The organism is Mesorhizobium sp. (genome assembly GCF_024509055.1).
Taxonomy (GTDB): Bacteria; Pseudomonadota; Alphaproteobacteria; order Rhizobiales; family Rhizobiaceae; genus Mesorhizobium.
This window is the reverse complement of record NZ_JANINM010000392.1, coordinates 1-21215: the sequence shown is the minus strand read 5'-3', so window position 1 is coordinate 21215 and position 21215 is coordinate 1. Positions and strand designations below refer to the sequence as shown.

The following is a 21215-nucleotide window of genomic DNA, read 5'->3' as shown; positions in this document are numbered from 1 at the left end:
AGGCCCAGCCGGAACAGCCGGTTCTGCATCTCGGTCGCCATCATCGAGGAAATGCCGCCGGAGCCGATGCAGAGCACGTTGCTGGAACTTGCGATGCGGGCGGCGACATCCATCAGCGTCGTCATGTCGAGGTTCTCGCTGGCGCGCTGGATGGCTGCGATCGCCGCTTCGGTGATTGCCGAGGCGATGCGCTGCTCGCGCGCATCGCGGCTGAGCGGTTCCGGCGACAGATACTGGCCACCGATGGCGATCGCCTGCGCCAGATAGAATTTGAAGTCGCGCAGGCCCTCGCAGCCGAGGTTGCGGCAGAAGCGGGTGACGGTCGGCTCGCTGACGCCGACGCGCGCGGCAATCTCGGAGATGGCCGCCTTGGAGGCGAAATCGAGATCGGAAAGGACCAAGCCCGCCAGCCGCCGATCGGACTTGGTGCCGTCCTGCGACATCAGTTGCAGGCGGGTGATGATATCGGCGGGGCTCTTCATGTCCTCACAACGGCAGGCCCGTCGCCTTGTCGAAGAGATGGATGTTGCGGGGGGCGACGCTGACGGGCAGCCGGTCGCCTGGCTTGACCTGCAGCCGGTCGCGGAACACGGCGCGCACCGTATCGCCACCGACCGAGCCATAAACATGGGTTTCCGACCCGGTCGGCTCGACGACATCGACACTGATGGCGATTGTATCGTCGCCGGCGCCGACCACGAAGTGCTCGGGGCGGATGCCCGCTTCGATCGTATTGCCGTCGGGAGCGGCACTGCCGGCAAGCGTCAGGCGGCCGCCCGTTTTGGTCTCAAACCAGGACTTGCCGCCGGCGCTCTTCAGCGCGCCGGAAACGAAACTCATCGAAGGCGAGCCGATGAAGCCGGCGACGAACTTGTTAGCCGGCTTGTCGTAAAGCTCCAGCGGCTGCCCGACCTGCTGAATGCGGCCGCGGTCCATTACCACGATACGGTCGGCCATCGTCATGGCCTCGATCTGGTCGTGGGTGACATAGACGATGGTTGATCTCAGCCTTTGATGCAGCGCCTTGATCTCGGTGCGCATCTGCACGCGCAACTGCGCGTCGAGATTGGAGAGCGGCTCGTCGAAGAGGAAGACGGAAGGCTCGCGCACGATGGCGCGGCCCATGGCGACGCGCTGGCGCTGGCCGCCGGACAATTGCCTCGGATAGCGGTCGAGATAGGAGAAGAGGTTCAGCACGCCGGAGGCCTTCTTGACCTTGTCGTCGATGGCGGCGCGCGTCTCGCCGCGTATCTTCGGACCGAAGCCGATGTTCTCCGAAGCCTTCAAATGCGGGAACAGCGCGTAGGACTGGAACACCATGGCGATGTTGCGCTTCTGCGGCGGCAACTCGTTGGCGCGCGTGCCGCCGATCACGAGGTCGCCGGACGTGATCGTCTCCAGGCCCGCCAGCATGCGCAGCAGCGTGGACTTGCCGCAGCCGGACGGGCCGACCAGCACGACGAACTCGCCGCTCCTGATGTCGAGGTTGATGTCCTCGAGGATCTTGTGCTGGCCGAAGGCCTTCGACAGGTTGCGGAACTGGACGTCGGTCATGGTCACGCTCCCAGGATATCGTCGATGAAAGGCAGGTAGCCAGCCGTCAGCCCGGCGTCCACCGGCACCACCGCGCCAGTTATGCCCGATGCGCGGTCGGAGGCAAGGAAGGCGACGGCTTCAGCCACCTCCGATGCGTTGACGATGCGGCCAAGCGGATAGAGCCGCTTGAGCTTGCCGAGGATTTCGGGATCCTTGGCCAGGCGATGATCCCAGGCGGCGGTACGGATTGAGCCCGGGCAGACGACGTTGGCGCGCAAACCGCTGCGGCCGAGCTCGACGGCGATCGACTTGGCGTAAGCGTTGATGCCGGCCTTGGCGGCGGCATAGGCCGGGTTGCCGAAATGCGCGATGGCGTTGACCGAGGAGATGAAGACGACGCTGCCCGAACCGCGCCCGGCCATCGCCTTGATAAGTGGATCGGCGAAGTTCATCACGCCGGTGAGGTTGAGGTCGAGCTCCTGCTCGATCCTGTCCGCGGTAAGCGCCTTCAACGTCTCGGCGCGTGTCCAGCCGGCATTGTTGATCAGGATGTCTGGGACCCCGTCCTTGTCGAGGAGGGCGGGGATGGCGGCTTCGATCGAGGTACGGTCGAGCAAATTGAAGACGTGGCGCGAGGCGATGTGGGGGCTGGCAAGCGCGTCGACCGACTGGTCGCAGCCGACTATGCGCGCGCCGCGCTCGGCCATGAGCGACACAATCGCCGAACCCAGGCCGCCACCGGCGCCCGTGACGACAACAGTCCTGCCTTCGAAATCGGCCTTCGACACCACGATGCGCGCTCCTCCCGCCTGTCAGATAGCAGACGGAACGCTATCCAACGAAATGTAATTAAGCAACATCATAAACCGCTTGCATAGCGTGAAACGCCAGATAATGTAGGAAAGTCACATAAACCTGCGCCCATAGGGCCCAGGTGCGACCGCGCATCAATGGGAGGAGAGATCAGATGAGCCTTGCGAAATGGACTGTCGGCCTGTTGGCCGGAATGAGCATGCTGGCGCTGGCGGCGCCGGCCGATGCGGGCGAGGTGCGCGTCACCGTCGCCGAATACAGCGCCAAGACCGGCCCCTATTTCGAAGAGGTGAAGAAGGAGTTCGAGGCCGCGAATCCGGGCATCACGATCAAGTATGAAGTGGTGCCGTGGGATGTGCTCCTGCAGAAGCTCACCACCGACATCACCGCCGGCACCAATGCGGACCTTTCGATCATCGGCACGCGTTGGCTGATCGACTTCGTGCAGCAGGATGTCGCCGAGCCGCTCGACAGCTACATCAAGCCCGAGTTCAAGGACCGCTTCATCGACACCTTCCTGTCGCCCTCGATCATGAATGGCCATACATACGGCCTGCCGATCGCGGCTTCGGCGCGCGCAATGTACTACAACAAGGAGCTGTTCGAGAAAGCCGGCATCGCCAAGCCGCCAGCGACCTGGGCCGAGTTGCAGGATGATGCGCGCAAGATCAAGGCGATCGGCGCCTTCGGCTTCGGCCTGCAGGGCAAGGAGATCGAGACCGACGTCTATTATTATTATGCGATGTGGTCGCAAGGCACCGAGATCCTCAACAAGGACGGCACGTCCGGCCTGAGCACGCCCGGCGCGCTCGAAGCCGCCAAGCTCTACAAGTCAATGATCGACGAGGGCCTGACCGAGCCGGGCGTCACCTCGAACAACCGCGAGGACGTGCAGAACCTGTTCAAGCAGGGCAAGGTCGGCATGATGATCACCGCGCCGTTCCTGTCCAACCAGATCAAGGACGAGGCGCCGAACTTGAAATATGGCGTCGCCGCGATTCCGGCCGGCCCGACCGGCGCGCGCGGCACCTATGGCGTCACCGATTCCATCATCATGTTCAAGAACTCCAAGAACAAGGATGAGGCCTGGAAGCTGCTCGACTTCCTGTTCACCAAGGAACAGCGCGCCAAGTTCACGCAGGGCGAAGGCTTCCTGCCGGTGAACAAGGAAGAGGCGAAGATGGACTATTACGTCCACAATGCCGATCTTGCCGCCTTCACCGCGCTTCTGCCCGACGCGCGTTTCGCGCCGGTCATCCCGGGCTGGGAGGAGATCGCCCAGATCACCTCGGATGCCATGCAGAAAATCTATCTCGGCAGCGCCAAGCCTGAAGATGCCCTGAAGGACGCCGCGGCCAAGGCCGATGCGGTGCTGAAGAAGAAATAGGGCGTAACTCCCTGCGCCCGTGGCGCGCCCCACCCGTCGGGGCGCGCCACACTTTCCTTGCCGCCAAGGTCGATTGAGCCGGGCAGGCAAATCAGCCAAATTCCAGAATGGGCGTGGTTCCTGGGGCCGGCGCCCCTGTCAACCGCAACACGGTTCCAACCAGCCGATGCAAAGTCGTATCCTGCCTTACCTGCTCACGCTGCCCAGCCTGTTCCTGGCGGCGGTGGTGATCTTCTGGCCGGTCTGGGACCTGATCCAGATAGCGACGCATGACGTGAGCCGTTTCGGTCAGCTGCGCGATTTCACCGGCTTTGCCAATTTCACCGAACTGTTTGGGGACCCCGACTTCGTCGCCGCGCTCTGGCGAACCGGACTGTGGACCGTGCTGGTGGTCGGCGGCGCGCTGCTCCTGTCGATCCCGGTGGCGATGATCCTGAATATGGATTTCTATGGCCGCGGGCTCGCGCGCGTCATCATCATGCTGCCTTGGGCGGTGTCGCTCACAATGACGGCCGTGGTCTGGCGCTGGGCGCTCAACGGCGAAAGCGGCATGCTGAACTCGGCGTTGATGAAGCTCGGCCTGATCAGCCAGAACATCCAGTGGCTGGCGAGCGCCGAGACGGCCTTCCCGATGCAGGTGCTGATTGGCATATTGGTGACGGTGCCGTTCACGACAACCATCTTCCTAGGCGGCCTGTCGTCGATCCCCGACGATCTCTACGAGGCGGCGGCGCTTGAAGGCGCCACGCCCTACCAGCAGTTTCGCGAAATCACCTTCCCGCTGCTGAAGCCGTTCATCAACATCGCCATCGTGCTCAATACCATCTACGTCTTCAACTCCTTCCCGATCATCTGGGTGATGACGCAGGGCGGGCCGGCGAACTCGACTGATATACTTGTCACGCATCTCTACAAGCTCGCCTTCCGCATCGGCAAGCTGGGCGAAGCCTCGGCGGTGTCGCTGGTGATGTTCGCGATCCTGCTGGTCTTCACCATGATCTATGTGCGCCTTGCCATGCGGGAGCAGCGGGCATGAACGGAAAGCTCAAGCGCACGATCATCGCCTGGCTGCTGCTCTTGCCGCTGATCGTGGTGACGATCTTCCCCTTCGCGGTGATGTTCCTCACAGCCGTCAAGCCGCGACCGGAAGTGCTCACGCCGACATGGTGGCCGAGCGAGTTCCGCTGGTCCAACTTTTCCGACATGTGGGTGGCGACGGGCTTCGGCCGGGCGCTTCTCAACTCGCTCTATGTCTCGGCGCTCGCAACGGTTGGCGCCATCCTGATCTCGGTGCCGGCGGCCTATGCCATGTCGCGTTTCCGCTTCGCCGGCTATGGCGCCTTCCGTCAGTTCCTTTTGATCTCGCAGATGATCTCGCCGATCGTGCTGGTGCTCGGCCTGTTCCGCCTGATGGCCGCCTGGGGCCTCGTCGAGAGCACCACGGCGCTCGGCTTCATCTACATGGCCTTCAATATCGCCTTCACGGTGTGGATGCTGCAGAGCTATTTCGACACCATCCCGCGCGACCTCGAGGAGGCGGCCTGGATGGAAGGCGCCAGCCGCTGGCTCACGCTGCGCAAAGTCTTCCTGCCGCTCTGCCTGCCGGCGATCGCGGTGACGGCCATCTTCACCTTCATCAACGCCTGGAACGAGTTCGTCGTGGCGCTGACCATGCTGCGTAGCCAGGAAAGCTATACGCTGCCGATCCAGGTTTTCTCGCTGGTCGCCGGGCGCTATACGATCGAATGGCACCATGTCATGGCGGCCACGCTGCTGGCGACCCTGCCGGTGGCGATCCTCTTCATCTGGTTGCAGCGCTACCTCGTCCGCGGACTGGCGCTCGGGGCCGTTAAATAGCACTTCACGGAGCGTTCATGCGCGTCTTCACCGCCTCGCTGGCGACGGAAACCAACACCTTCTCGCCTGTGCCGACTGACCGGGCCTCGTTCGAGATGGCCTTCTATGCTGGTCCCGGCAAGCACCCGGAGACGCCGACGCTTTGCTCGTCGCCGATCGTGGCGTTGCGCAAGCGCGCCGCGAAAGAAGGATTGATCGTGATCGAAGGCACCGCCACCTGGGCGGAGCCGGGCGGTCTCGTGCAGCGACAGACCTATGAGGCATTGCGCGACGAGATTCTCGATCAGTTGCAGGCTGCCTTGCCGGTCGATGCCGTCATCCTTGGCCTGCATGGCGCCATGGTGGCACAGGGCTATGACGACTGCGAGGGCGACCTGCTGGAGCGCGTGCGCGCGATCGTCGGACCAAAGGTGGTGATCGCCTCGGAGTTCGACCCGCACAGCCATCTGACGCCGAAGCGCGTCGCGGCCTGCGATGTCATGGCCTATTTCCTCGAATTCCCGCACACCGATTTCTACGAGCGGGGGGAGCATGTCGTCGAGCTCGGCCTTGCCGCTGCGCGCGGCGAGATCAAACCAGTCATCTCCACCTTCGATTGCCGCATGATCCAGGTGCTGCCGACCAGCCGCGAGCCGATGCGCTCCTTCGTCGACAAGATCAAGGCGCTGCACGGCAAGGACGGCGTGCTGTCGGTCTCGGTCATACATGGCTTCATGGCCGCGGACGTGCCGGAGATGGGCACGCGCATCCTGGTCATCACCGACGACGACAAGGAAAAGGGCGATCAACTCGCCGAGACGCTGGGGCGCGAGCTCTACGCGTTGCGCGAGAAGACCGCGATGACCATGCTTTCCGCCTCGGCCGGCATAGAACGGGCGCTGGCCGTGCGCGCGGACCGCAAGGACAAGCCGGCCGTGATCGCCGACATCTGGGACAATCCGGGTGGCGGCGTGCCGGGCGATGGCACCATTGTGCTCCGCGAACTGCTGGCGCGCGGCATCAACAGCGTAGGTGTGGCGACGATCTGGGACCCGATCGCGGTGACCTTCTGCCATGCCGCTGGCGAGGGCGCGGTCATCGACCTGCGCTTCGGCGGCAAGGCAGGCCCGCAGGCCGGCGAGCCGATCGACGCGCGCGTCACGGTGCTGAAGGCGGTCAACGAAGGTTGGCAGAGTTTCGGGCCGAGCCGGGTCACGCTTGGCCCGGCGGCGGTGGTGCGCATCGAAGGCACCGAGGTCGACGTCATCCTCAACACCAACCGCACGCAGACCTTCGAACCGGACATCTTTTCCAATATCGGCATCGACCCGATGTCGAAGGACATCCTGCTGATCAAGTCGACCAATCATTTCTACGCCGGCTTCGCGCCGATCGCGGCCGAGATCATCTATGTCGCGGCGCCGAGCTCCTATCCGAGCAATCCGGCGGTGACGGATTACAAGAAGCTCAACCGGCCGATATGGCCAAGGGTGAAGGATCCGTGGAAGGCGTGACGCCCCTTCTCCCCTTGTGGGAGAAGGTGTCGCCGAAGGCGACGGATGAGGGGTGGTCCTGCGGAGTGAGGCGGCGGTGTTCCCTGGACCACCCCTCATCCGTCTCGGCGCTGCGCGCCGATCCACCTCTCCCACAAGGGGAGAAGGGAAGGGTGCTACACCAGCCCGCGCTTCACCATCATTGCGTCGGGCGACGGCATCTTGCCGCGGAACGCCGTATAGAGCTCCTCCGGGTCCTTCGAACCGCCGGCGGCGTAGATGTTCTTGCGCAGCCGTTCGGCCAGCTCCGGGTTAAAGGGGTCGCCGGTTTCCTCGAAGGCCGAGAAGGCGTCGGCGTCGAGCACTTCCGACCACATGTAGGAATAATAGCCGGCTGAATAACCGTCGCCAGCAAAGACATGACCGAAATGCGGGGTGCGGTGGCGCATGGCGATCGTGTCGGGCATATGCAGCTTTTCCAAAGTGTCTGCCTCGAAACGAAGCGGCTCCGGCGGAGCATCCGACCTTGCATGATAGGCCATGTCGATCAGCGCCGATGCCGTGAACTCGACCGTGGCGAAGCCGGCGCCGAAGGTGCGGGCGGCCAGCATCTTGTCGAGCAGCGCCTTCGGCATCGGCTTGCCGGTCTTCACATGCAGCGCATGCTTTTCCAGCACCGCCGGCACGGTCAGCCAGTGCTCGTAGAGCTGCGAGGGCAATTCGACGAAATCGCGGCTGACCGAAGTGCCGGAGACCGACGGCCAGGTCACATCGGTCAGCATGCCGTGGAGCGCGTGGCCGAATTCGTGGAACAGGGTCTTGGCCTCATCGACCGACAGAAGTTCGGCCTCGCCTGCCGGCGGTTTGGCGAAGTTCATGATGTTGTAGATCACCGGCTTCGAACCGGATCCGAGCTTGTAGCCGGACTTCAGCGCGCTCATCCAGGCGCCGGAGCGCTTCGACGGCCGTGCGAAGTAATCGGCCAGGAACAGGCCGCGCTCGCTGCCGTCCGCATTCTTCACGGCGAAGACGCGCGCGTCCGGATGCCAGGCGGTGATGCCTTTCTTTTCCTCGAAGGTGATGCCGAAGAGTTTCGTGGCGACGTCGAAGCAGGCCTCGATGACGCGCTCGAGCTGCAAATAGGGTTTCAGCTCGGCCTCGTCGAAGGCGAATTTCTCGGCACGCAGCTTCTCCTGGTAAAAGCGCCAGTCCCAGGCGGCGAATTTCTCGTTGCTGCCGGCTTCGGTCGCCAGCCGCTCCAGTTGCTTCTGGTCGGCGGCTGCCTTCTCCAGCGCCTTTTCCCAGACCGGATCGAGCAGATCGTGCACGGCCGTCGGCGTCTTGGCCATCGTGTCGTCGAGCTTCAGCGCGGCGAAGGAAGCGTAGCCCAGCAGCCTGGCCTTCTCGGCGCGCAGCTTCAGCATGTCGCGCACCACGTCGGTGTTGTCGCTGGCGCCGCCATTCTGGCCGCGCATGATGAAGGCGCGGAAGGCAATCTCGCGCAGGTCGCGCCGTTCGGAGAAGGTCGAGAACGGCTCGTAGATCGAGCGCGACAAAGTCACGGCGTAGCGGCCTTTCTGGCCGCGCGTCTCGGCGGCTTCCGCCATCGCGCTCTTCAAGAACTCCGGCAGGCCGGCAAGGTCGGCCTCGTCGAGGAACAGCGCCCAATCACGCTCGTCGGCAAGCACGTTCTGGCCGAATTTGGTGCCGAGCGAGGAAAGCTGCTCGTTGATGGCTGCCAGCCGCTTCTTGCCTTCGACATCGAGCTTGGCGCCGGACCGCACGAAGCCCTTCCAGGTCTTTTCGAGCACGCGGAGCGTTTCCGGGTCGAGCTTCAGGCTCTCCCGGCGCTGATAGAGGTCGTCGATGCGGGCAAACAGCTTCTCGTTCATCGAGATCGCGGAGAAATGCCGCGACATCTTTGGCGAAATGTCGCGCTCCATGGCCTGGATGGCGTCGTTGGTATGGGCGCCGGCGCGGCACCAGAAGATCGACGAGACATTGTCGAGCGCCTCGCCGCCAAGCTCGAGCGCGGCCAGTGTGTTTTCGATGGTGGGTGCCTCGCCGTTGCCGGCGATGGCGTCGATTTCCGCCTGATGTGCTTCCAGCGCCGCGTCGAAAACCGGGCCGAAATCGTCGTCGCCGACGCGGGAGAAGTCGGGCAGGCCGAGAGGCCCCTGCCAGACGGTCAGCGGATGGGCGGCAAGATCGACGGTTTTCGAGGATGGCATGGGCGGTTCCGATGGGCTGGAGGGAGGCGGGCTTGCCCCGGATGTAGGGCGGTGCTTCGGGCCGCGCAACTGGGCTCAGTAGCCGGCGCAGTCGTGGGAGATGGCGGTCTGGGTGCTAGCGGTGATGCGGCCGTCGGCGACGGTGAAGGTTTCGCGCATCAGCGTGTCGTTTTCGGGGAAGTCGTAACAGGCAATCACCGTGGTCCGGCCGTTCTCCCGCTTCTCGATACGGTGGCGGATTTCGGCACCTGCGGCCGCGCCCTGCCATTCGTCGATCGAGGCCATGAATTCCTGCTTGCTCTGCACGACGCCGATGTCGTCGAGCTTCATGCGGGCGTCGTCCGCGAGCAGATCCGACAGTTCCGTGCGGTCGGCGACCAGGAGCGCCGAGTACCAGCGGTCGAGGATGGCGCGGTCGTCGGCGCAGACATGGGCGATCGGATAGACCAGCAGCGCCGCCGTGACAAGGAACCTCTGCCAGACCCGGTCCATCGCCCCGCTATAATTCCGGCCGCTCAAAGTCGCCGGTGTCCTTGTTCATCGTCCATAGCTCGCCGGTCGAGATGTCGAACCAGGCGCCGTATAGCGCGAGCCGCCCTTTGCCTTCGAGGATCGAGACACAGGGGAAGGTCCTGAGATTGGCGAGCGAATAGCGGATCGAGATGCGTTCAAGCGCGGTCTGGCGCTCGGTCGCCGTCATCATCGTGCTTGCGGCCACGGTTTCGGCGGCTGGCGCTATCAGGCTCATCCATTTGCCGATGAAATCACCGGGCGACAGCGGCGCGGAATTGGTGTCGAGCGCGGCGCGGATGCCGCCGCAGCGGCCGTGTCCCATCACCACGATGTTCTTCACCTTGAGGCTCTGCACGGCGAATTCGAGCGCGGCCGAGGTCGAGTGGAACTCGCCGTCGGGCTCATAAGGCGGCACCAGGTTGCCGACATTGCGCAGCACGAAGAGTTCGCCCGGCCCGGCATCGAAGATCGCTTCGGGTGCGGAGCGCGAGTCGCAGCAGGCGACGATCATCGTCTCGGGCGCCTGGCCTTCCCGCGCCAGCGAGCGATAGCGGTCGCTTTCGGCGAGGTAGCGGCCGTTCATGAAGTTGCGATAACCGGTGAGGAGGTGCTCGGGGAGGTGGGGCATGGGCGGCGTCTGGACCCTTTCGGGGTTGGATGCTGCAGTCATGAGAACGCTATCTTTTTGTCCTGGCGCAATTCCGGACGGAAAAGCGTTTCACACATTTTCCTGGAACTGCTCTAACGGCAAAATGCCGCCGCGAGCAATGCAGAATTGTTGGGGCTACTACAAAAGCCATGCGGCAGGTGTCGGAGCCTTGAAGTCCACATCAAGCCCAGATGGCAACCGGGATGCCGTGGCGGTCCATCGTCGGCGGGTCCGGGAATGGCCTTGCCTCGCCGCTGGCGATACGCCTGGCGGTCAGCATCATGGCCGCGGCGTCGAGGAAGTCGTCGCTTGCCGCGCCTCGCGGCGGCGCCTGGTCCAGAAAGCTCTTCTCATAGCCATGCCGGCACAGCAGCGCCTTGCGCTCCTCCATGCCGGCCGGGTTCACCGCGCCCTTGATCTTCTTGGGCAGAGCCATGGCGATGCCGCCATTCAACCGGCAGAAGGCGACTTCGGGATGGGATTCGAGGACACGGTCCCGCAATTCCGGCCGTGCGATCAAAAGCGCATCGATCTCGCGGATCTTGGCGAAGATGCCGAAGGCCTGGATGGAGACGCCGCGTGGCGGATCGGAAGTGGTCAAAGCCACCGCGCTGGCCCGCCGGTGCGCGGCGTACCAGGCTTCCACCGTAGTGAATTCGCTGGTGTCGGCATAAAGGGCCGCGCGCGAAGGAATGGCAAAGACGCTCGACTGGCGGGCGCCGAGCAATGGCCGCACCAGCGCCTCAGGCCCGCGTCCGCCCCGGCTGGAAAAATCCGGCAGGCCGATCGGCATGTCGACCGCGATTGTGGCGGCGGGCAGGGCGTCGAGCAGCGCCCGGAAGGTCGGAAAGACCGAAACCGATGGTGCGTCGCCGGGCTCGCAATGGACGGCGATCCAGCCGGCCTTGCAGCCGTCGACGCCGGCCAGCGCGTGGCCCGATGTCACGCCCTTTTGTCCCGCCCTGGATGGAGGAGGTGGCGCAGCTGCACCATGGCCATCGGATGCGACAGGCTCTGCGCGTCGGTTTCGAGCTGCAGCTCGTCGCCGCCCCGCTTTGCCGTGCGCGCCAGGATCTCATAGACGGCGGCCGTGGTCGATTGCAGCGCCTTGACCGGCGGCTGGCCGGAGAGGATACGGGCAAGATAAACGGCGGCCGTCAGGTCGCCCAGCCCGTTCGGCGGCTTCTCGATGACGCGGTGTTCGGCAAGCAGCGCCTGGCTGCCGTCGAGCAGGAAATTGCCGGTGCCGCCGGCCATCATCGAGGGCGCCGAGGTCACCAGCATGGTCGAGGGGCCGGCATGGAGGGCCGCCGCCGTCACCGCCTTGATGTCCGGCAGCGGCGCGCCGGCCATCCATTCCAGCTCATAGCGGTTGGGGGTGGCGATGTCGGCGATCGGCATCAGCGTGTCACGCAAGGCGGCGGCCGTGGGCTCCGGCACGTAGAGCCCGCCCGAATCGCCCATCACCGGGTCGCAGACGAAAAGCGCGCCCGGCGTCTTCGCCTTGACGGCGGCGACCAGCGAAGCGACGGCTTCGGCCTGGCCGGCTTCACCGAGATAGCCCGACAACACGGCGCCGACTTCGCCAAGCCATGGCGCGCGCTCGAGATCGGCCATCAGCGCCTTGAACTGGTCGAGCGGCGGCACGATGCGGGTGGCGCGGCCGTGGCCCGGATGCCAGGGCAGGATGACGGTCGGCACCGCCCAGACCGGGAAACCCAGCGTCTCCAGCGCGAAGACCGCGGCGCGGTTGCCGACCGAACCTCGGGCGACATGGCTGGAGATGACGATGACCGCGCGCGGCGCGTCGGTTTTCTCTGCATTCATGGATTTCGGTTCCTAGCCGCCCCGGGTGGCGACATACACCAGCCAGGCCAATAGCCCAATGGCGATGACGAGACCAAGCGTTCGGCCAATGCGAGTGCCCCAGTATTCGATCGGATCCGAGCGATCGGCATCCGCGGCATTCACATGGTCGCGCGCGCCCTTGGCTGCCCGCGCGATAAAAGCGGTGCCGCCGGGTGCCGTCTCCCGCGCAACGCGCTCCAGGATGCGGCGCGATTCCTTTTCGTCGTCCTGGCGATCGGCCATAAACGATTGCCCTTTCTCGACGGGAGCTTAGCCTGTCCGGGCGGCCATTCACAGACCTGGCCCGCGCCGACCGATGGTTCAGCGATGCCCCGGAGATTTTCTTGCGCGCGGATTGTGGTAATGCTTCGGTGCAACTTCGATCCGAGGGACCAATCATGTTTGCCGAGCGCCTTTCCTTACCCTCCGTCTTCCGAAATCTGCCTGCCTTCCTGATGATGGCATTCGTGCTGCCGCTGCTTGCCGGCTGCGGCTACAACACCATCCCGACGGCTGAGGAGAACGCCAAGGCGGCCTGGAGCGAGGTGCTCAACCAGTACCAGCGTCGTGCCGACCTGATCCCCAACCTGGTCGAGACGGTCAAGGGCTACGCGTCGCACGAGAAGGACACGCTCGACGCCGTCGTCGAGGCGCGCGCTAAGGCGACGCAGATCACGGTGACGCCGGACACGCTGAAGGACCCCGAGGCGCTCAAGAAGTTCCAGGACGCCCAGGCCGGCTTGACCAGCGCGCTGTCGCGGCTGATCGCGGTTTCGGAAGCCTATCCAGATCTCAAGGCCAATCAGAATTTCCTCGCGCTGCAAGCGCAGCTCGAAGGCACCGAGAACCGCATCGCCGTGGCGCGTCGCGACTATATCCAGGCGGTCAGGGACTATAATCTGACACTGAAGACCTTCCCGTCGGTGCTGTGGGCGACGTTCTGGTTCCGCGGCAACGAGCCGTTTGCGAACTTCACGGTCGACGAAGACAAGATGCAAGTGCCGAAGGTGGACTTTGGCACGACCACGAAGCAGGGCGGGTAAGAGCCCGGCTATCATCAGACTGCAATCCCTCGAGAAGACGGACTGCTGGCGTGCAAACACCCCCCTCTGTCCTGCCGGACATCTCCCCCTCAAGGGGGGAGATTGGCTGTTTCAACAACCGAGTTCCGTTTTCGGCGCTGGAGATTGGCGAAAGCGTGTGTGACGTCCAATCTCCCCCCTTGAGGGGGAGATGTCCGGCAGGACAGAGGGGGGTGCGACGGAGTGCCTTCGTCGGAGTTTTGCTCGCCCTCTTCTTCCTACCGTTCGCAGCCTTCGCCGCCGACCTTCCCGCGCTGACCGGCCGCGTGGTCGACAACGCCGGAATCATCGATGCCGGCACCAAGGCGGCGCTGACGCAAAAACTTGCCGACTTCGAGACAAAAGGCTCCGACCAGATCGTCGTCGCCACCATTCCAAGCCTCGACGGCGAGGAGATCGAGCCCTACGCCAACCGGTTGTTCCGCTATTGGAAGCTCGGCCAGGCCAAGGAGAACAACGGCGTGCTGCTGCTGGTCGCGCCGAACGACCGCAAGATGCGCATCGAGGTCGGCTATGGGCTCGAAGGCACGCTGACCGACCTGCACACCAAGCTGATCATCGAGAACGACATGGTGCCGGCTTTCCGCGCCGGTGACTTCCCGGGCGGCATCTCCAAGGCCGTCGACGACATGATCATGGTCCTCAACGGCAATCCCGAGGAATTGGAGGCGCGCGGCAAGCGCAACGAGCGGGCGCCGTTCAACTCCGACAACCTGTTCTTCGCCGTCTTCATCACCATCTGGGTGCTGATCTTCTTCGGCAGCATCTCCCTTGCCATCCTGCCGCGTGTCTTCGGCCAGAAGATAGGTCCTGGCCGTTATCGCTGGCTAGGGATGACCTTCGAGCCGGGCAGCTCGTCGGGTAGCTCCGGCGGTGGCTGGTCGTCGGGCGGTGGAGGCTGGTCCTCCGGTGGCGGTGGTGGCGGGTTTTCCGGCGGCGGCGGCTCGTCGGGCGGCGGCGGCTCTTCGGGAAGCTGGTGAGGGATCATGGCAACGCGACCGATCAGTCCGCAAGATCATGAGCGCATCGCCGATGCGATCCGGGCAGCCGAGACCAGGACCGACGGTGAAATCTACTGCGTCGTCGCCCATGCCAGCGATCGCTATTTCTTTCCCGCCGCCTTCGTGGCGACGCTCGCAATGCTCGTCGCCAGCCTGGCGGTCGCCTATGGGCTTGAGATCTGGTGGCTCACCATCCGCGTGCCGCATTTCGTCCTGGCGCAGCTGCTGGCGCTGGCCTCGGTGCTTGTCCTTTTGTGGCTTTGGCCGGGCCTGCGCATCCATCTGGTGCCGAGGCGCCTGCACTACCAGGCGGCGCACGCCAACGCGATGAAGCAGTTCCTGGCGCGCAATGTCCACCGCACCCAGGCGCGCACCGGGGTGCTGATCTTCGTCTCCATCGCCGAGCGTTTTGCCGAAGTGGTCGCCGACAGCGGCATAAACGCGAAAGTCGGGCAGCATGTCTGGGACGGTGTCGTGGCGGAACTCACCCGGCATGCCGGCGACGACCGGCTCGCCGACGGCTTCGTCCATGCAATCGAATCGGTGGGCGCGACATTGGCCGAGCACTTCCCGGTCACGCCCGGCAACCCCAATGAGCTGGACGATCATCTCGTCGAAATCTGAACGGGTCGGGTCGTAAACCACCCTGCGCAAACAGCCTTTTCGTCTGTGCGAAAAAGCCGGGGTCGCATCGGCTGACTCTTTGCAAGCGGCCGACGCGGGTTTATGGTTAACCAATCATGAACACGCTGACGATCGACATCAGGAAAGCCGAGCCCCGCGATGCAAGCGCCATCGCCGAAGTGCACCAGGAGGCTTGGCGCGGCGCCTATTCAGGCATCATCCCGCATCGCACCTTGATCTCGATGATCAACCGCCGCGGCCCCGACTGGTGGGCCAATGCGATTCGCCGCGCGGCCACCGTGCTGGTGATCGAGATCGGCGGCACCATCGCCGGCTACGCCACCATCGGCAAGAACCGCGCCCGCGAGCTCAGGCAGCAGGGCGAGATCTACGAGCTCTACCTGCGCCCGGAGTATCAGGGCATCGGGCTTGGCAGCCGGCTGTTCAAGGCGGCGAAGGCCCGGCTCGCCGATCACGGCCTGCGCGGCCTTGTGGTGTGGGCGCTGGAGGACAATCAGAACGCGCTCGCTTTCTATGCCGGCAATGGGGGCCGCGATATTGCGGAGGGCGTCGAGGTGTTCGAGCAGAAGGCGCTGAAGAAGGTGGCCTTCGTCTGGAACTGACGGGCGCAACCTTTCGGGCGGCATCCAACAGGTTACAGGCCATCACAAACTGTGCGCTTCCATTAGCGCTCCGCATCATTCGCCGCATTGCACCCTGACGCGTCCCCCGCTATCGGTTTTTGAATCGAGAGAGGGACCACGCCATGCGTATCGAAGCGATTTCCACCGGACAGAACCCGCCTGAGGACGTCAACGTCATCATCGAGGTGCCGATCGGCGGGGAGCCGATCAAATACGAAATGGACAAGGAGGCCGGGACGCTGTTCGTCGACCGCTTCCTCCATACCTCCATGCGCTATCCCGGCAATTATGGCTTCGTGCCGCACACGCTGTCCGGCGACGGCGACCCGATCGACGTGCTGGTCTGCAACACGCGCGCGCTGGTCCCGGGCTGCGTCATCAATGTGCGGCCGATCGGCGTGCTGATCATGGAAGACAATGCCGGACAGGACGAGAAGGTGATCGCGGTTCCCTCGCCGCACCTCACCAAGCGTTACGAGAAGGTGTTCAACTACACCGACCTGCCGCAGATCACGCTCGACCAGGTGGCGCATTTCTTCGAGCACTACAAGGATCTCGAACCCGGCAAATGGGTCAAGATCGAGGGCTGGAGAGATGCCGCGCACGCCAGGAAGATGATCGTCGAGGCGGTCGAGCGGGCGAAGAAAAGCAAGTAATCAGTTATCGACCCGGCCGAAGTCGGGGACGTTGCCGAGCACCTGGCGCTTGTCCTTGCCGCAGGCGAAGCCCTTCGCCTTTTCGTCGGCAAGCTTGCGGGCCTGGTCGTTGGCGTCGGCGTTGCCGGTGGCCAGAACTAGGCCGATCGTGCAGCCCTGGTGTTCCTCGGGCTGCGCGACCTTGGCGACGACCAGCACCTCGATCGGCTTCTTCTCGTCTTCGGGATCGGTCACCGAGCGGCGGTGGATGACGGCGAAGGGAATGGCGACGTCGCCATTGGTCTCGATGCGCCACTCGACCTTCGAGCCGGACGAGTTGAAGGCCGAAAAGCTCTCCCAGACGGCGGTCATGTCATCCGAGGGAAAGCCGTAATAGACCGACTCGCGCGCGTCGTCGTAGGCCACCAGCACCGGGTAGCCGCGATAGCCCGAGCAGGCGAGACTCGCCCAGTCGCCGTCGCCTTCCGCCGCCTGCGCATAGGTCACGCAGTCCTTCTTCCAGTCGATATCGGTATAGGCGCTCGATATTTCGCCGGCCTGCGCCGCCTGGCAGAATCCTATGAAGACAAGTGGCAATAGAAGGGGCGACAATAGAAGGGAACGCATGGCGAAATCTCCGGTGGAGGCCGCCGCAGCGTAATGCCTGTCGCTATTTCTTCAAGCTGGCTTCGATCAGCAGATCGGCGTTGCGGGCAACCGAGGCCGCCGGTCCGCCGAGGCCGAACAGCTGGCCGCTGATGTAGGCGCCCTCGATGAGCAGCAGCAGCCCGTCGCCGAGCGTGTCGGCGTCGCCGGCGCCCATCGCCGCCGCCATGGCGCGTAGGCGCCGGCGCAGCTCGTGCTTGTTGGCCTCGCTGACCACGCGCGCTGGATGACCGCGCTCGGGGTATTCGACCGCCGCATTGGTCATGCCGCAGCCACGATACTCCGGCCGCTGCGTGCGTTTGCCGACGCGGGTCAGGAAAGCGATGATCTGGGCGCGCGGATCGCCTGGATGTGCGTCCACCGCCTCGTCGAAGCGCTCCCAGAATTCCAGGTCGTATTTGCGCAGGTAGGACGCGGCGAGCTCGTCCTTCGACGGAAAGCTGCGATAGAGGCTGGGCTTGGTGACGCCGGCGCGCTTGACGATCTCGTCAACGCCGATCGCCCGGATGCCCTCGCGGTAAAAAAGGTCGCGCGCCACGTCGAGAATCTTGTCGGCGGCCTTTGCAGGCGCCGGGGCAGGAGCCTCGCTGGTCGACGCTTCAATATTATTGTCCGATGACATTCAAACAACTCGCTTGACAATGTTACTGACCGGTACGTATGTATGGCGTCATCCCATTGCAACGTACCGGTCAGTAACATGATAGCTCAGTCTCGTCCGTTTGGCCAGCGCTACGCCTTCGTCGTCGTTGCCGTCATCTTCTTCTGCCTGCTGATCGCGGCCGGACTGCGCTCCGCGCCCTCGGTGATGATGGTGCCGCTGGAAGAGAGCTTCGGCTGGCGCCGGGACGTGACTTCCTGGGCCGCGAGTGTCGGCATCCTGCTCTATGGCCTGACCGGCCCATTCGCCGCGGCGCTGATGGAGCGCGTGGGGATGCGCCGCACGCTGATCGGCGCGCTGCTGGTGATGTCGGGCTCGACGGCGCTGAGCCTCTTCATGACGCAGCCCTGGCATCTGTTCATCACCTGGGGCGTCTTTTCCGGCATCGGGTCGGGCGCGGTGGCAAGCGTGCTCGGCGCCACGATCGTCAACCGCTGGTTCAAGACCAATCGCGGCCTGATGATGGGCCTGATGTCGGCATCCAGCGCTACAGGAATGCTCATCTTCCTGCCGCTCATCGCCTCGCTGGCGCAGAACGGCGGCTGGAAGCCGGTGGCGATCGCCGTCGCCATCGCCACGGCCGCGCTGATCCCGTTCGTCTTGCTGCTGGTGCCCGAGCGCCCGGCATCGATAGGCCTGGTGCGCTACGGCGCGGATGCCGACGACGTGCCGCCGGTGTCGCCGGCATCGCAGGGCAATTTCCTGGCGCATACGCTGAACACGCTGCGCCGTGCCTCCAGCACGCGGGTGTTCTGGTATCTGTTCGCCACCTTCTTCATCTGCGGCTTCACCACCAACGGCCTGGTCGGCACGCACCTCATCGCCTTTTGCGGCGACATGGGCATTCCTGAAGTGCAGGCGGCGGGATTGCTGTCGCTGATGGGCATTTTCGACCTGATCGGCACGACGCTGTCCGGCTGGCTCACCGACCGCTTCGATCCGCGCAAGCTGCTCGGCGTCTACTACGCCGTCCGTGGCCTGTCGCTGATCTACCTGCCCTATTCCGGCTTCTCGGCGACCAGCCTGATCATCTTTTCCGTGCTCTACGGTCTCGACTGGATCGCCACCGTGCCGCCGACGTTGAGGCTTGCCAATGAAGCCTTCGGCGACCGCAGCGGCCCGATCGTCTTCGGCTGGATCGTAGCCGGCCACCAGGTGGGCGCCGCTACGGCCGCCGCCTTCGGCGGCACCATGCGCGAGTTGCAGGGCAATTACGAGCTTGCCTTCATCATCGCCGGCATGACGGGCATTGCCGCCGCCTGTATCTCGCTGCTGATCAACACCAGCCGGGCGGAGTTTGATCCGGAGCCTCAACCGGCGTAAGTCGTGTCGATATTCGGGTGAGGCCGGCCTGCAAATGACGGTCTCCTGCGCTTCCGGTGCTCGCGTACGTCAAGTACGCTCCGCTCCGGTTCTCGGGGACCATCATTTTCGGCTCGGCCTGACCCGAATCTCAACACGCCTTGAGGCACGCCGGTCCGGTAGATTTTCAGGTATCAAAGTTTCATATTTGCCGACGGGACTGAGAGGCGCGAAGGCTGGCGGCTTGAGCCGCAGCGCTGCGCGGCTGGGATCAGTCAGGATAGCAAATCGCGGGAATCTTCGGCCAGACGGCGTTGTCGCAATTGGCCGCTTTCTGCCGCTGCTTGAAGGCGGTGCTGACCGGGCCGGTCACCACCGGGTCGACGCCGTCGGGCGCGTCCGCGAACATCTGTTGCGCCGTCCTGGCATCGGGCGGCGCAATATCGGCGTCTTTCAAAGAAGCGGCCGACTGCGCGGCGCCTGCCGCAAGCACCACCGCAAGCCCCGCCCACACGAAAAGCGGTCGCAATCTGGCGAGATGATCGGTCATGGACATGAAATCGCCAGGCCCCTCAAAGGTTCCGCGTTGGTTAACGGAATCATTCCACACCAAGACATTTAAGAATCAGTGACCACGTATTTGGGGCGCGGCCTCCCCTTTCGCAATTGCGAAAAACCTTGTATGAGCCGCGCAACCAGAAAAGGCGGCGCTTTCGGGCCTGCTGCCTGCAACGCTCCCGAGACCAGACAATGAACCTCCGCAATATCGCGATCATCGCGCACGTCGACCATGGCAAGACCACCCTCGTCGACCAGCTCCTGAAACAGTCCGGCGCCTTCCGCGACAACCAGCGCGTCGCCGAGCGCGCCATGGATTCCAACGACCTCGAAAAGGAACGCGGCATCACCATCCTCGCCAAGGCGACCTCGGTCGACTGGAAAGGGACCCGCATCAACATCGTCGATACGCCCGGACACGCCGATTTCGGCGGCGAGGTCGAGCGCATCCTGTCGATGGTGGATTCGGCGATCGTGCTGGTCGACGCCGCCGAAGGCCCGATGCCGCAGACCAAGTTCGTGGTCGGCAAGGCGCTGAAGGTCGGCCTGCGGCCGATCGTCGTCATCAACAAGATCGACCGTCCGGACGCCCGCCACATCGAGGTGGTCAACGAGGTGTTCGACCTGTTCGCCGCGCTCGACGCCACCGACGAGCAGCTCGACTTCCCGATCCTCTACGGTTCCGGCCGCGACGGCTGGGTGTCGGAGAATCCCGAGGGTCCGAAGGACCAGCAACTGGCGCCGCTGTTCGACCTCGTGGTCAAGCATGTGCCAGCGCCGACCGTGCATCCCGGCCCGTTCCGCATGATCGGCACCATCCTTGAAGCCAATCCGTTCCTCGGCCGCATCATCACCGGCCGCATCGAATCCGGCACGCTGAAGGCCAACCAGGCGGTCAAGGTGCTGCACAATGACGGCAGCCAGATCGAGACGGGCCGCATCTCCAAGATCCTTGCCTTCCGCGGGCTCGAGCGCCAGCCGATCGACGAAGCGCAGGCAGGCGATATCGTCGCCATCGCCGGCCTGTCGAAAGGCACCGTCGCCGACACCTTCTGCGATCCGACGGTGACCGAGCCGCTGCATGCGCAGCCGATCGACCCGCCTACGGTGACCATGTCCTTCCTGGTCAACGACAGCCCGCTTGCCGGCACCGAGGGCGACAAGGTGACCAGCCGCGTCATCCGCGACCGCCTGCTGCGCGAGGCCGAGGGCAATGTCGCGCTCAAGATCGAGGAATCGCCCGAGAAGGATTCCTTCTTCGTCTCCGGCCGCGGCGAATTGCAGCTCGCAGTGCTGATCGAGACGATGCGCCGCGAAGGCTTCGAGCTCGCCGTGTCGCGCCCGCGCGTCGTCATGCAGAAGGGCGAGGACGGCCAGCTGCTCGAGCCTGTCGAGGAAGTCGTCATCGACGTCGATGAAGAGCATGCCGGCGTCGTCGTGCAGAAGATGTCGGAGCGCAAGGCCGAGATGGTCGAGCTGCGCCCGTCGGGCGGCAACCGCCAGCGCCTGGTCTTCCACGCGCCGACGCGCGGCCTGATCGGCTACCAGTCGGAGCTTTTGACCGACACGCGCGGCACCGCCGTAATGAACCGGCTGTTCCACGCCTATGAGCCCTACAAGGGCGAATTGCCCGGCCGCACCAACGGCGTGCTGATTTCCAACGAGCAGGGCGAGTCCGTCGCCTATGCGATGTGGAACCTGGAAGACCGCGGCCCGATGATCATCGATCCGGGCGT

The 21215-nt window shown here is 64.3% G+C and carries 23 protein-coding genes; 11 read left to right on the top strand and 12 right to left on the bottom strand.

Annotation, left to right across the window (positions count from 1 at the left end; translation table 11 throughout):
* From Q0L57_RS20180 to Q0L57_RS20170, 3 genes are all read right to left on the bottom strand, one after another.
* On the bottom strand, nt 1–482 hold a 482-nt coding region (locus Q0L57_RS20180), incomplete at its 3' end, for a MurR/RpiR family transcriptional regulator (protein WP_296744795.1).
* A 4-nt stretch (nt 483–486) separates the two neighbouring features.
* Nucleotides 487–1554, bottom strand: a complete 1068-nt coding sequence (gene ugpC, locus Q0L57_RS20175; protein WP_296744794.1) for a sn-glycerol-3-phosphate ABC transporter ATP-binding protein UgpC — start codon at nt 1552–1554, stop codon at nt 487–489.
* A 2-nt stretch (nt 1555–1556) separates the two neighbouring features.
* Nucleotides 1557–2327, bottom strand: coding sequence for an SDR family oxidoreductase (locus Q0L57_RS20170; RefSeq protein ID WP_296744793.1), 771 nt, complete (start codon nt 2325–2327; stop codon nt 1557–1559).
* Nucleotides 2328–2503: 176 nt separating this feature from the next.
* Between Q0L57_RS20170 and Q0L57_RS20165 the strand changes: the two genes are divergently transcribed.
* The 4 genes from Q0L57_RS20165 (at nt 2504) to Q0L57_RS20150 (ending at nt 7086) form a co-directional block, all read left to right on the top strand.
* The gene (locus Q0L57_RS20165) at nt 2504–3736 is read left to right on the top strand and encodes a sugar ABC transporter substrate-binding protein (protein ID WP_296744792.1); all 1233 of its coding nucleotides are present in this window, start codon (nt 2504–2506) and stop codon (nt 3734–3736) included.
* Nucleotides 3737–3902: 166 nt separating this feature from the next.
* Nucleotides 3903–4772: a carbohydrate ABC transporter permease gene (locus tag Q0L57_RS20160; RefSeq protein ID WP_296744791.1), complete on the top strand. Its 870-nt coding sequence runs from the start codon at nt 3903–3905 to the stop codon at nt 4770–4772.
* Entirely contained in the window at nt 4769–5593 is an 825-nt protein-coding gene (locus Q0L57_RS20155) for a carbohydrate ABC transporter permease (protein WP_296744790.1), read from the top strand. The genes Q0L57_RS20160 and Q0L57_RS20155 overlap by 4 nt, the downstream gene beginning before the upstream one ends.
* 17 nt (nt 5594–5610) lie before the next feature.
* A complete protein-coding gene (locus Q0L57_RS20150) occupies nt 5611–7086 on the top strand; it encodes a M81 family metallopeptidase (protein WP_296744789.1) in 1476 nt (491 codons plus the stop codon).
* A 155-nt stretch (nt 7087–7241) separates the two neighbouring features.
* Here the strand turns inward: Q0L57_RS20150 and Q0L57_RS20145 are convergent, their stop codons facing one another.
* The 6 genes from Q0L57_RS20145 to Q0L57_RS20120 all read right to left on the bottom strand — a co-directional run bounded on the left by Q0L57_RS20145 (nt 7242) and on the right by Q0L57_RS20120 (nt 12549).
* Nucleotides 7242–9296: a M3 family metallopeptidase gene (locus Q0L57_RS20145; protein ID WP_296744788.1), complete on the bottom strand. Its 2055-nt coding sequence runs from the start codon at nt 9294–9296 to the stop codon at nt 7242–7244.
* 75 nt (nt 9297–9371) lie between these two features.
* Nucleotides 9372–9788, bottom strand: a complete 417-nt coding sequence (locus Q0L57_RS20140) for a nuclear transport factor 2 family protein (protein ID WP_296744787.1) — start codon at nt 9786–9788, stop codon at nt 9372–9374.
* Between the two features lie 7 nt (nt 9789–9795).
* Nucleotides 9796–10437 (bottom strand): carbonic anhydrase, encoded by a 642-nt coding sequence (locus tag Q0L57_RS20135; protein ID WP_296744797.1) that lies wholly within the window; start codon nt 10435–10437, stop codon nt 9796–9798.
* A gap of 202 nt (nt 10438–10639) precedes the next feature.
* Nucleotides 10640–11404 (bottom strand): DUF429 domain-containing protein, encoded by a 765-nt coding sequence (locus Q0L57_RS20130; RefSeq protein WP_296744786.1) that lies wholly within the window; start codon nt 11402–11404, stop codon nt 10640–10642.
* Complete coding sequence (pdxY, locus tag Q0L57_RS20125; protein WP_296744785.1) at nt 11401–12285, bottom strand: pyridoxal kinase PdxY; 885 nt, start codon at nt 12283–12285, stop codon at nt 11401–11403. The genes Q0L57_RS20130 and pdxY overlap by 4 nt, the downstream gene beginning before the upstream one ends.
* Nucleotides 12286–12297: 12 nt before the next feature.
* Nucleotides 12298–12549 (bottom strand): hypothetical protein, encoded by a 252-nt coding sequence (locus Q0L57_RS20120; protein WP_296744784.1) that lies wholly within the window; start codon nt 12547–12549, stop codon nt 12298–12300.
* A gap of 155 nt (nt 12550–12704) precedes the next feature.
* On the opposite strand from Q0L57_RS20120, the gene Q0L57_RS20115 reads away from it, so the two are divergent.
* The 5 genes from Q0L57_RS20115 to ppa all read left to right on the top strand — a co-directional run bounded on the left by Q0L57_RS20115 (nt 12705) and on the right by ppa (nt 16313).
* The gene (locus tag Q0L57_RS20115) at nt 12705–13349 is read left to right on the top strand and encodes a LemA family protein (protein ID WP_296744783.1); all 645 of its coding nucleotides are present in this window, start codon (nt 12705–12707) and stop codon (nt 13347–13349) included.
* Nucleotides 13350–13561: 212 nt separating this feature from the next.
* On the top strand, nt 13562–14368 hold the full coding sequence (locus Q0L57_RS20110) for a YgcG family protein (protein WP_296744782.1): 807 nt from the start codon (nt 13562–13564) through the stop codon (nt 14366–14368).
* 6 nt (nt 14369–14374) lie between these two features.
* Nucleotides 14375–15013, top strand: a complete 639-nt coding sequence (locus Q0L57_RS20105) for a TPM domain-containing protein (protein WP_296744781.1) — start codon at nt 14375–14377, stop codon at nt 15011–15013.
* A gap of 116 nt (nt 15014–15129) precedes the next feature.
* Nucleotides 15130–15636, top strand: a complete 507-nt coding sequence (locus Q0L57_RS20100; RefSeq protein ID WP_296744780.1) for a GNAT family N-acetyltransferase — start codon at nt 15130–15132, stop codon at nt 15634–15636.
* A 143-nt stretch (nt 15637–15779) separates the two neighbouring features.
* Entirely contained in the window at nt 15780–16313 is a 534-nt protein-coding gene (gene ppa, locus Q0L57_RS20095; protein WP_296744779.1) for an inorganic diphosphatase, read from the top strand.
* Here the strand turns inward: ppa and Q0L57_RS20090 are convergent, their stop codons facing one another.
* Complete coding sequence (locus Q0L57_RS20090; RefSeq protein WP_296744796.1) at nt 16314–16904, bottom strand: hypothetical protein; 591 nt, start codon at nt 16902–16904, stop codon at nt 16314–16316.
* A 58-nt stretch (nt 16905–16962) separates the two neighbouring features.
* Complete coding sequence (locus tag Q0L57_RS20085; protein WP_296744778.1) at nt 16963–17580, bottom strand: TetR/AcrR family transcriptional regulator; 618 nt, start codon at nt 17578–17580, stop codon at nt 16963–16965.
* A gap of 78 nt (nt 17581–17658) precedes the next feature.
* On the opposite strand from Q0L57_RS20085, the gene Q0L57_RS20080 reads away from it, so the two are divergent.
* Nucleotides 17659–18942 carry an MFS transporter gene (locus Q0L57_RS20080; protein WP_296744777.1) on the top strand — a complete coding sequence of 428 codons (1284 nt, stop codon included), beginning with the start codon at nt 17659–17661 and terminating at the stop codon, nt 18940–18942.
* Nucleotides 18943–19192: 250 nt separating this feature from the next.
* Here Q0L57_RS20080 and Q0L57_RS20075 read toward each other — a convergent pair whose 3' ends face one another.
* The gene (locus Q0L57_RS20075) at nt 19193–19477 is read right to left on the bottom strand and encodes a hypothetical protein (RefSeq protein ID WP_296744776.1); all 285 of its coding nucleotides are present in this window, start codon (nt 19475–19477) and stop codon (nt 19193–19195) included.
* Nucleotides 19478–19671: 194 nt separating this feature from the next.
* On the opposite strand from Q0L57_RS20075, the gene typA reads away from it, so the two are divergent.
* The coding region (gene typA, locus Q0L57_RS20070; RefSeq protein ID WP_296744775.1) for a translational GTPase TypA at nt 19672–21215 on the top strand (1544 nt) is incomplete at its 3' end.

Coding starts and splice junctions, on each gene's coding strand:
- ugpC (WP_296744794.1), bottom strand. CDS start 1,554: ATGACCGACGTCCAGTTCCGCAACCTGTCGAAGGCCTTCGGCCAGCAC.
- Q0L57_RS20165 (WP_296744792.1), top strand. CDS start 2,504: ATGAGCCTTGCGAAATGGACTGTCGGCCTGTTGGCCGGAATGAGCATG.
- Q0L57_RS20160 (WP_296744791.1), top strand. CDS start 3,903: ATGCAAAGTCGTATCCTGCCTTACCTGCTCACGCTGCCCAGCCTGTTC.
- Q0L57_RS20155 (WP_296744790.1), top strand. CDS start 4,769: ATGAACGGAAAGCTCAAGCGCACGATCATCGCCTGGCTGCTGCTCTTG.
- Q0L57_RS20150 (WP_296744789.1), top strand. CDS start 5,611: ATGCGCGTCTTCACCGCCTCGCTGGCGACGGAAACCAACACCTTCTCG.
- Q0L57_RS20145 (WP_296744788.1), bottom strand. CDS start 9,296: ATGCCATCCTCGAAAACCGTCGATCTTGCCGCCCATCCGCTGACCGTC.
- Q0L57_RS20140 (WP_296744787.1), bottom strand. CDS start 9,788: ATGGACCGGGTCTGGCAGAGGTTCCTTGTCACGGCGGCGCTGCTGGTC.
- Q0L57_RS20135 (WP_296744797.1), bottom strand. CDS start 10,437: ATGCCCCACCTCCCCGAGCACCTCCTCACCGGTTATCGCAACTTCATG.
- pdxY (WP_296744785.1), bottom strand. CDS start 12,285: ATGAATGCAGAGAAAACCGACGCGCCGCGCGCGGTCATCGTCATCTCC.
- Q0L57_RS20120 (WP_296744784.1), bottom strand. CDS start 12,549: ATGGCCGATCGCCAGGACGACGAAAAGGAATCGCGCCGCATCCTGGAG.
- Q0L57_RS20115 (WP_296744783.1), top strand. CDS start 12,705: ATGTTTGCCGAGCGCCTTTCCTTACCCTCCGTCTTCCGAAATCTGCCT.
- Q0L57_RS20105 (WP_296744781.1), top strand. CDS start 14,375: ATGGCAACGCGACCGATCAGTCCGCAAGATCATGAGCGCATCGCCGAT.
- Q0L57_RS20100 (WP_296744780.1), top strand. CDS start 15,130: ATGAACACGCTGACGATCGACATCAGGAAAGCCGAGCCCCGCGATGCA.
- ppa (WP_296744779.1), top strand. CDS start 15,780: ATGCGTATCGAAGCGATTTCCACCGGACAGAACCCGCCTGAGGACGTC.
- Q0L57_RS20085 (WP_296744778.1), bottom strand. CDS start 17,580: ATGTCATCGGACAATAATATTGAAGCGTCGACCAGCGAGGCTCCTGCC.
- Q0L57_RS20080 (WP_296744777.1), top strand. CDS start 17,659: ATGATAGCTCAGTCTCGTCCGTTTGGCCAGCGCTACGCCTTCGTCGTC.
- Q0L57_RS20075 (WP_296744776.1), bottom strand. CDS start 19,477: ATGTCCATGACCGATCATCTCGCCAGATTGCGACCGCTTTTCGTGTGG.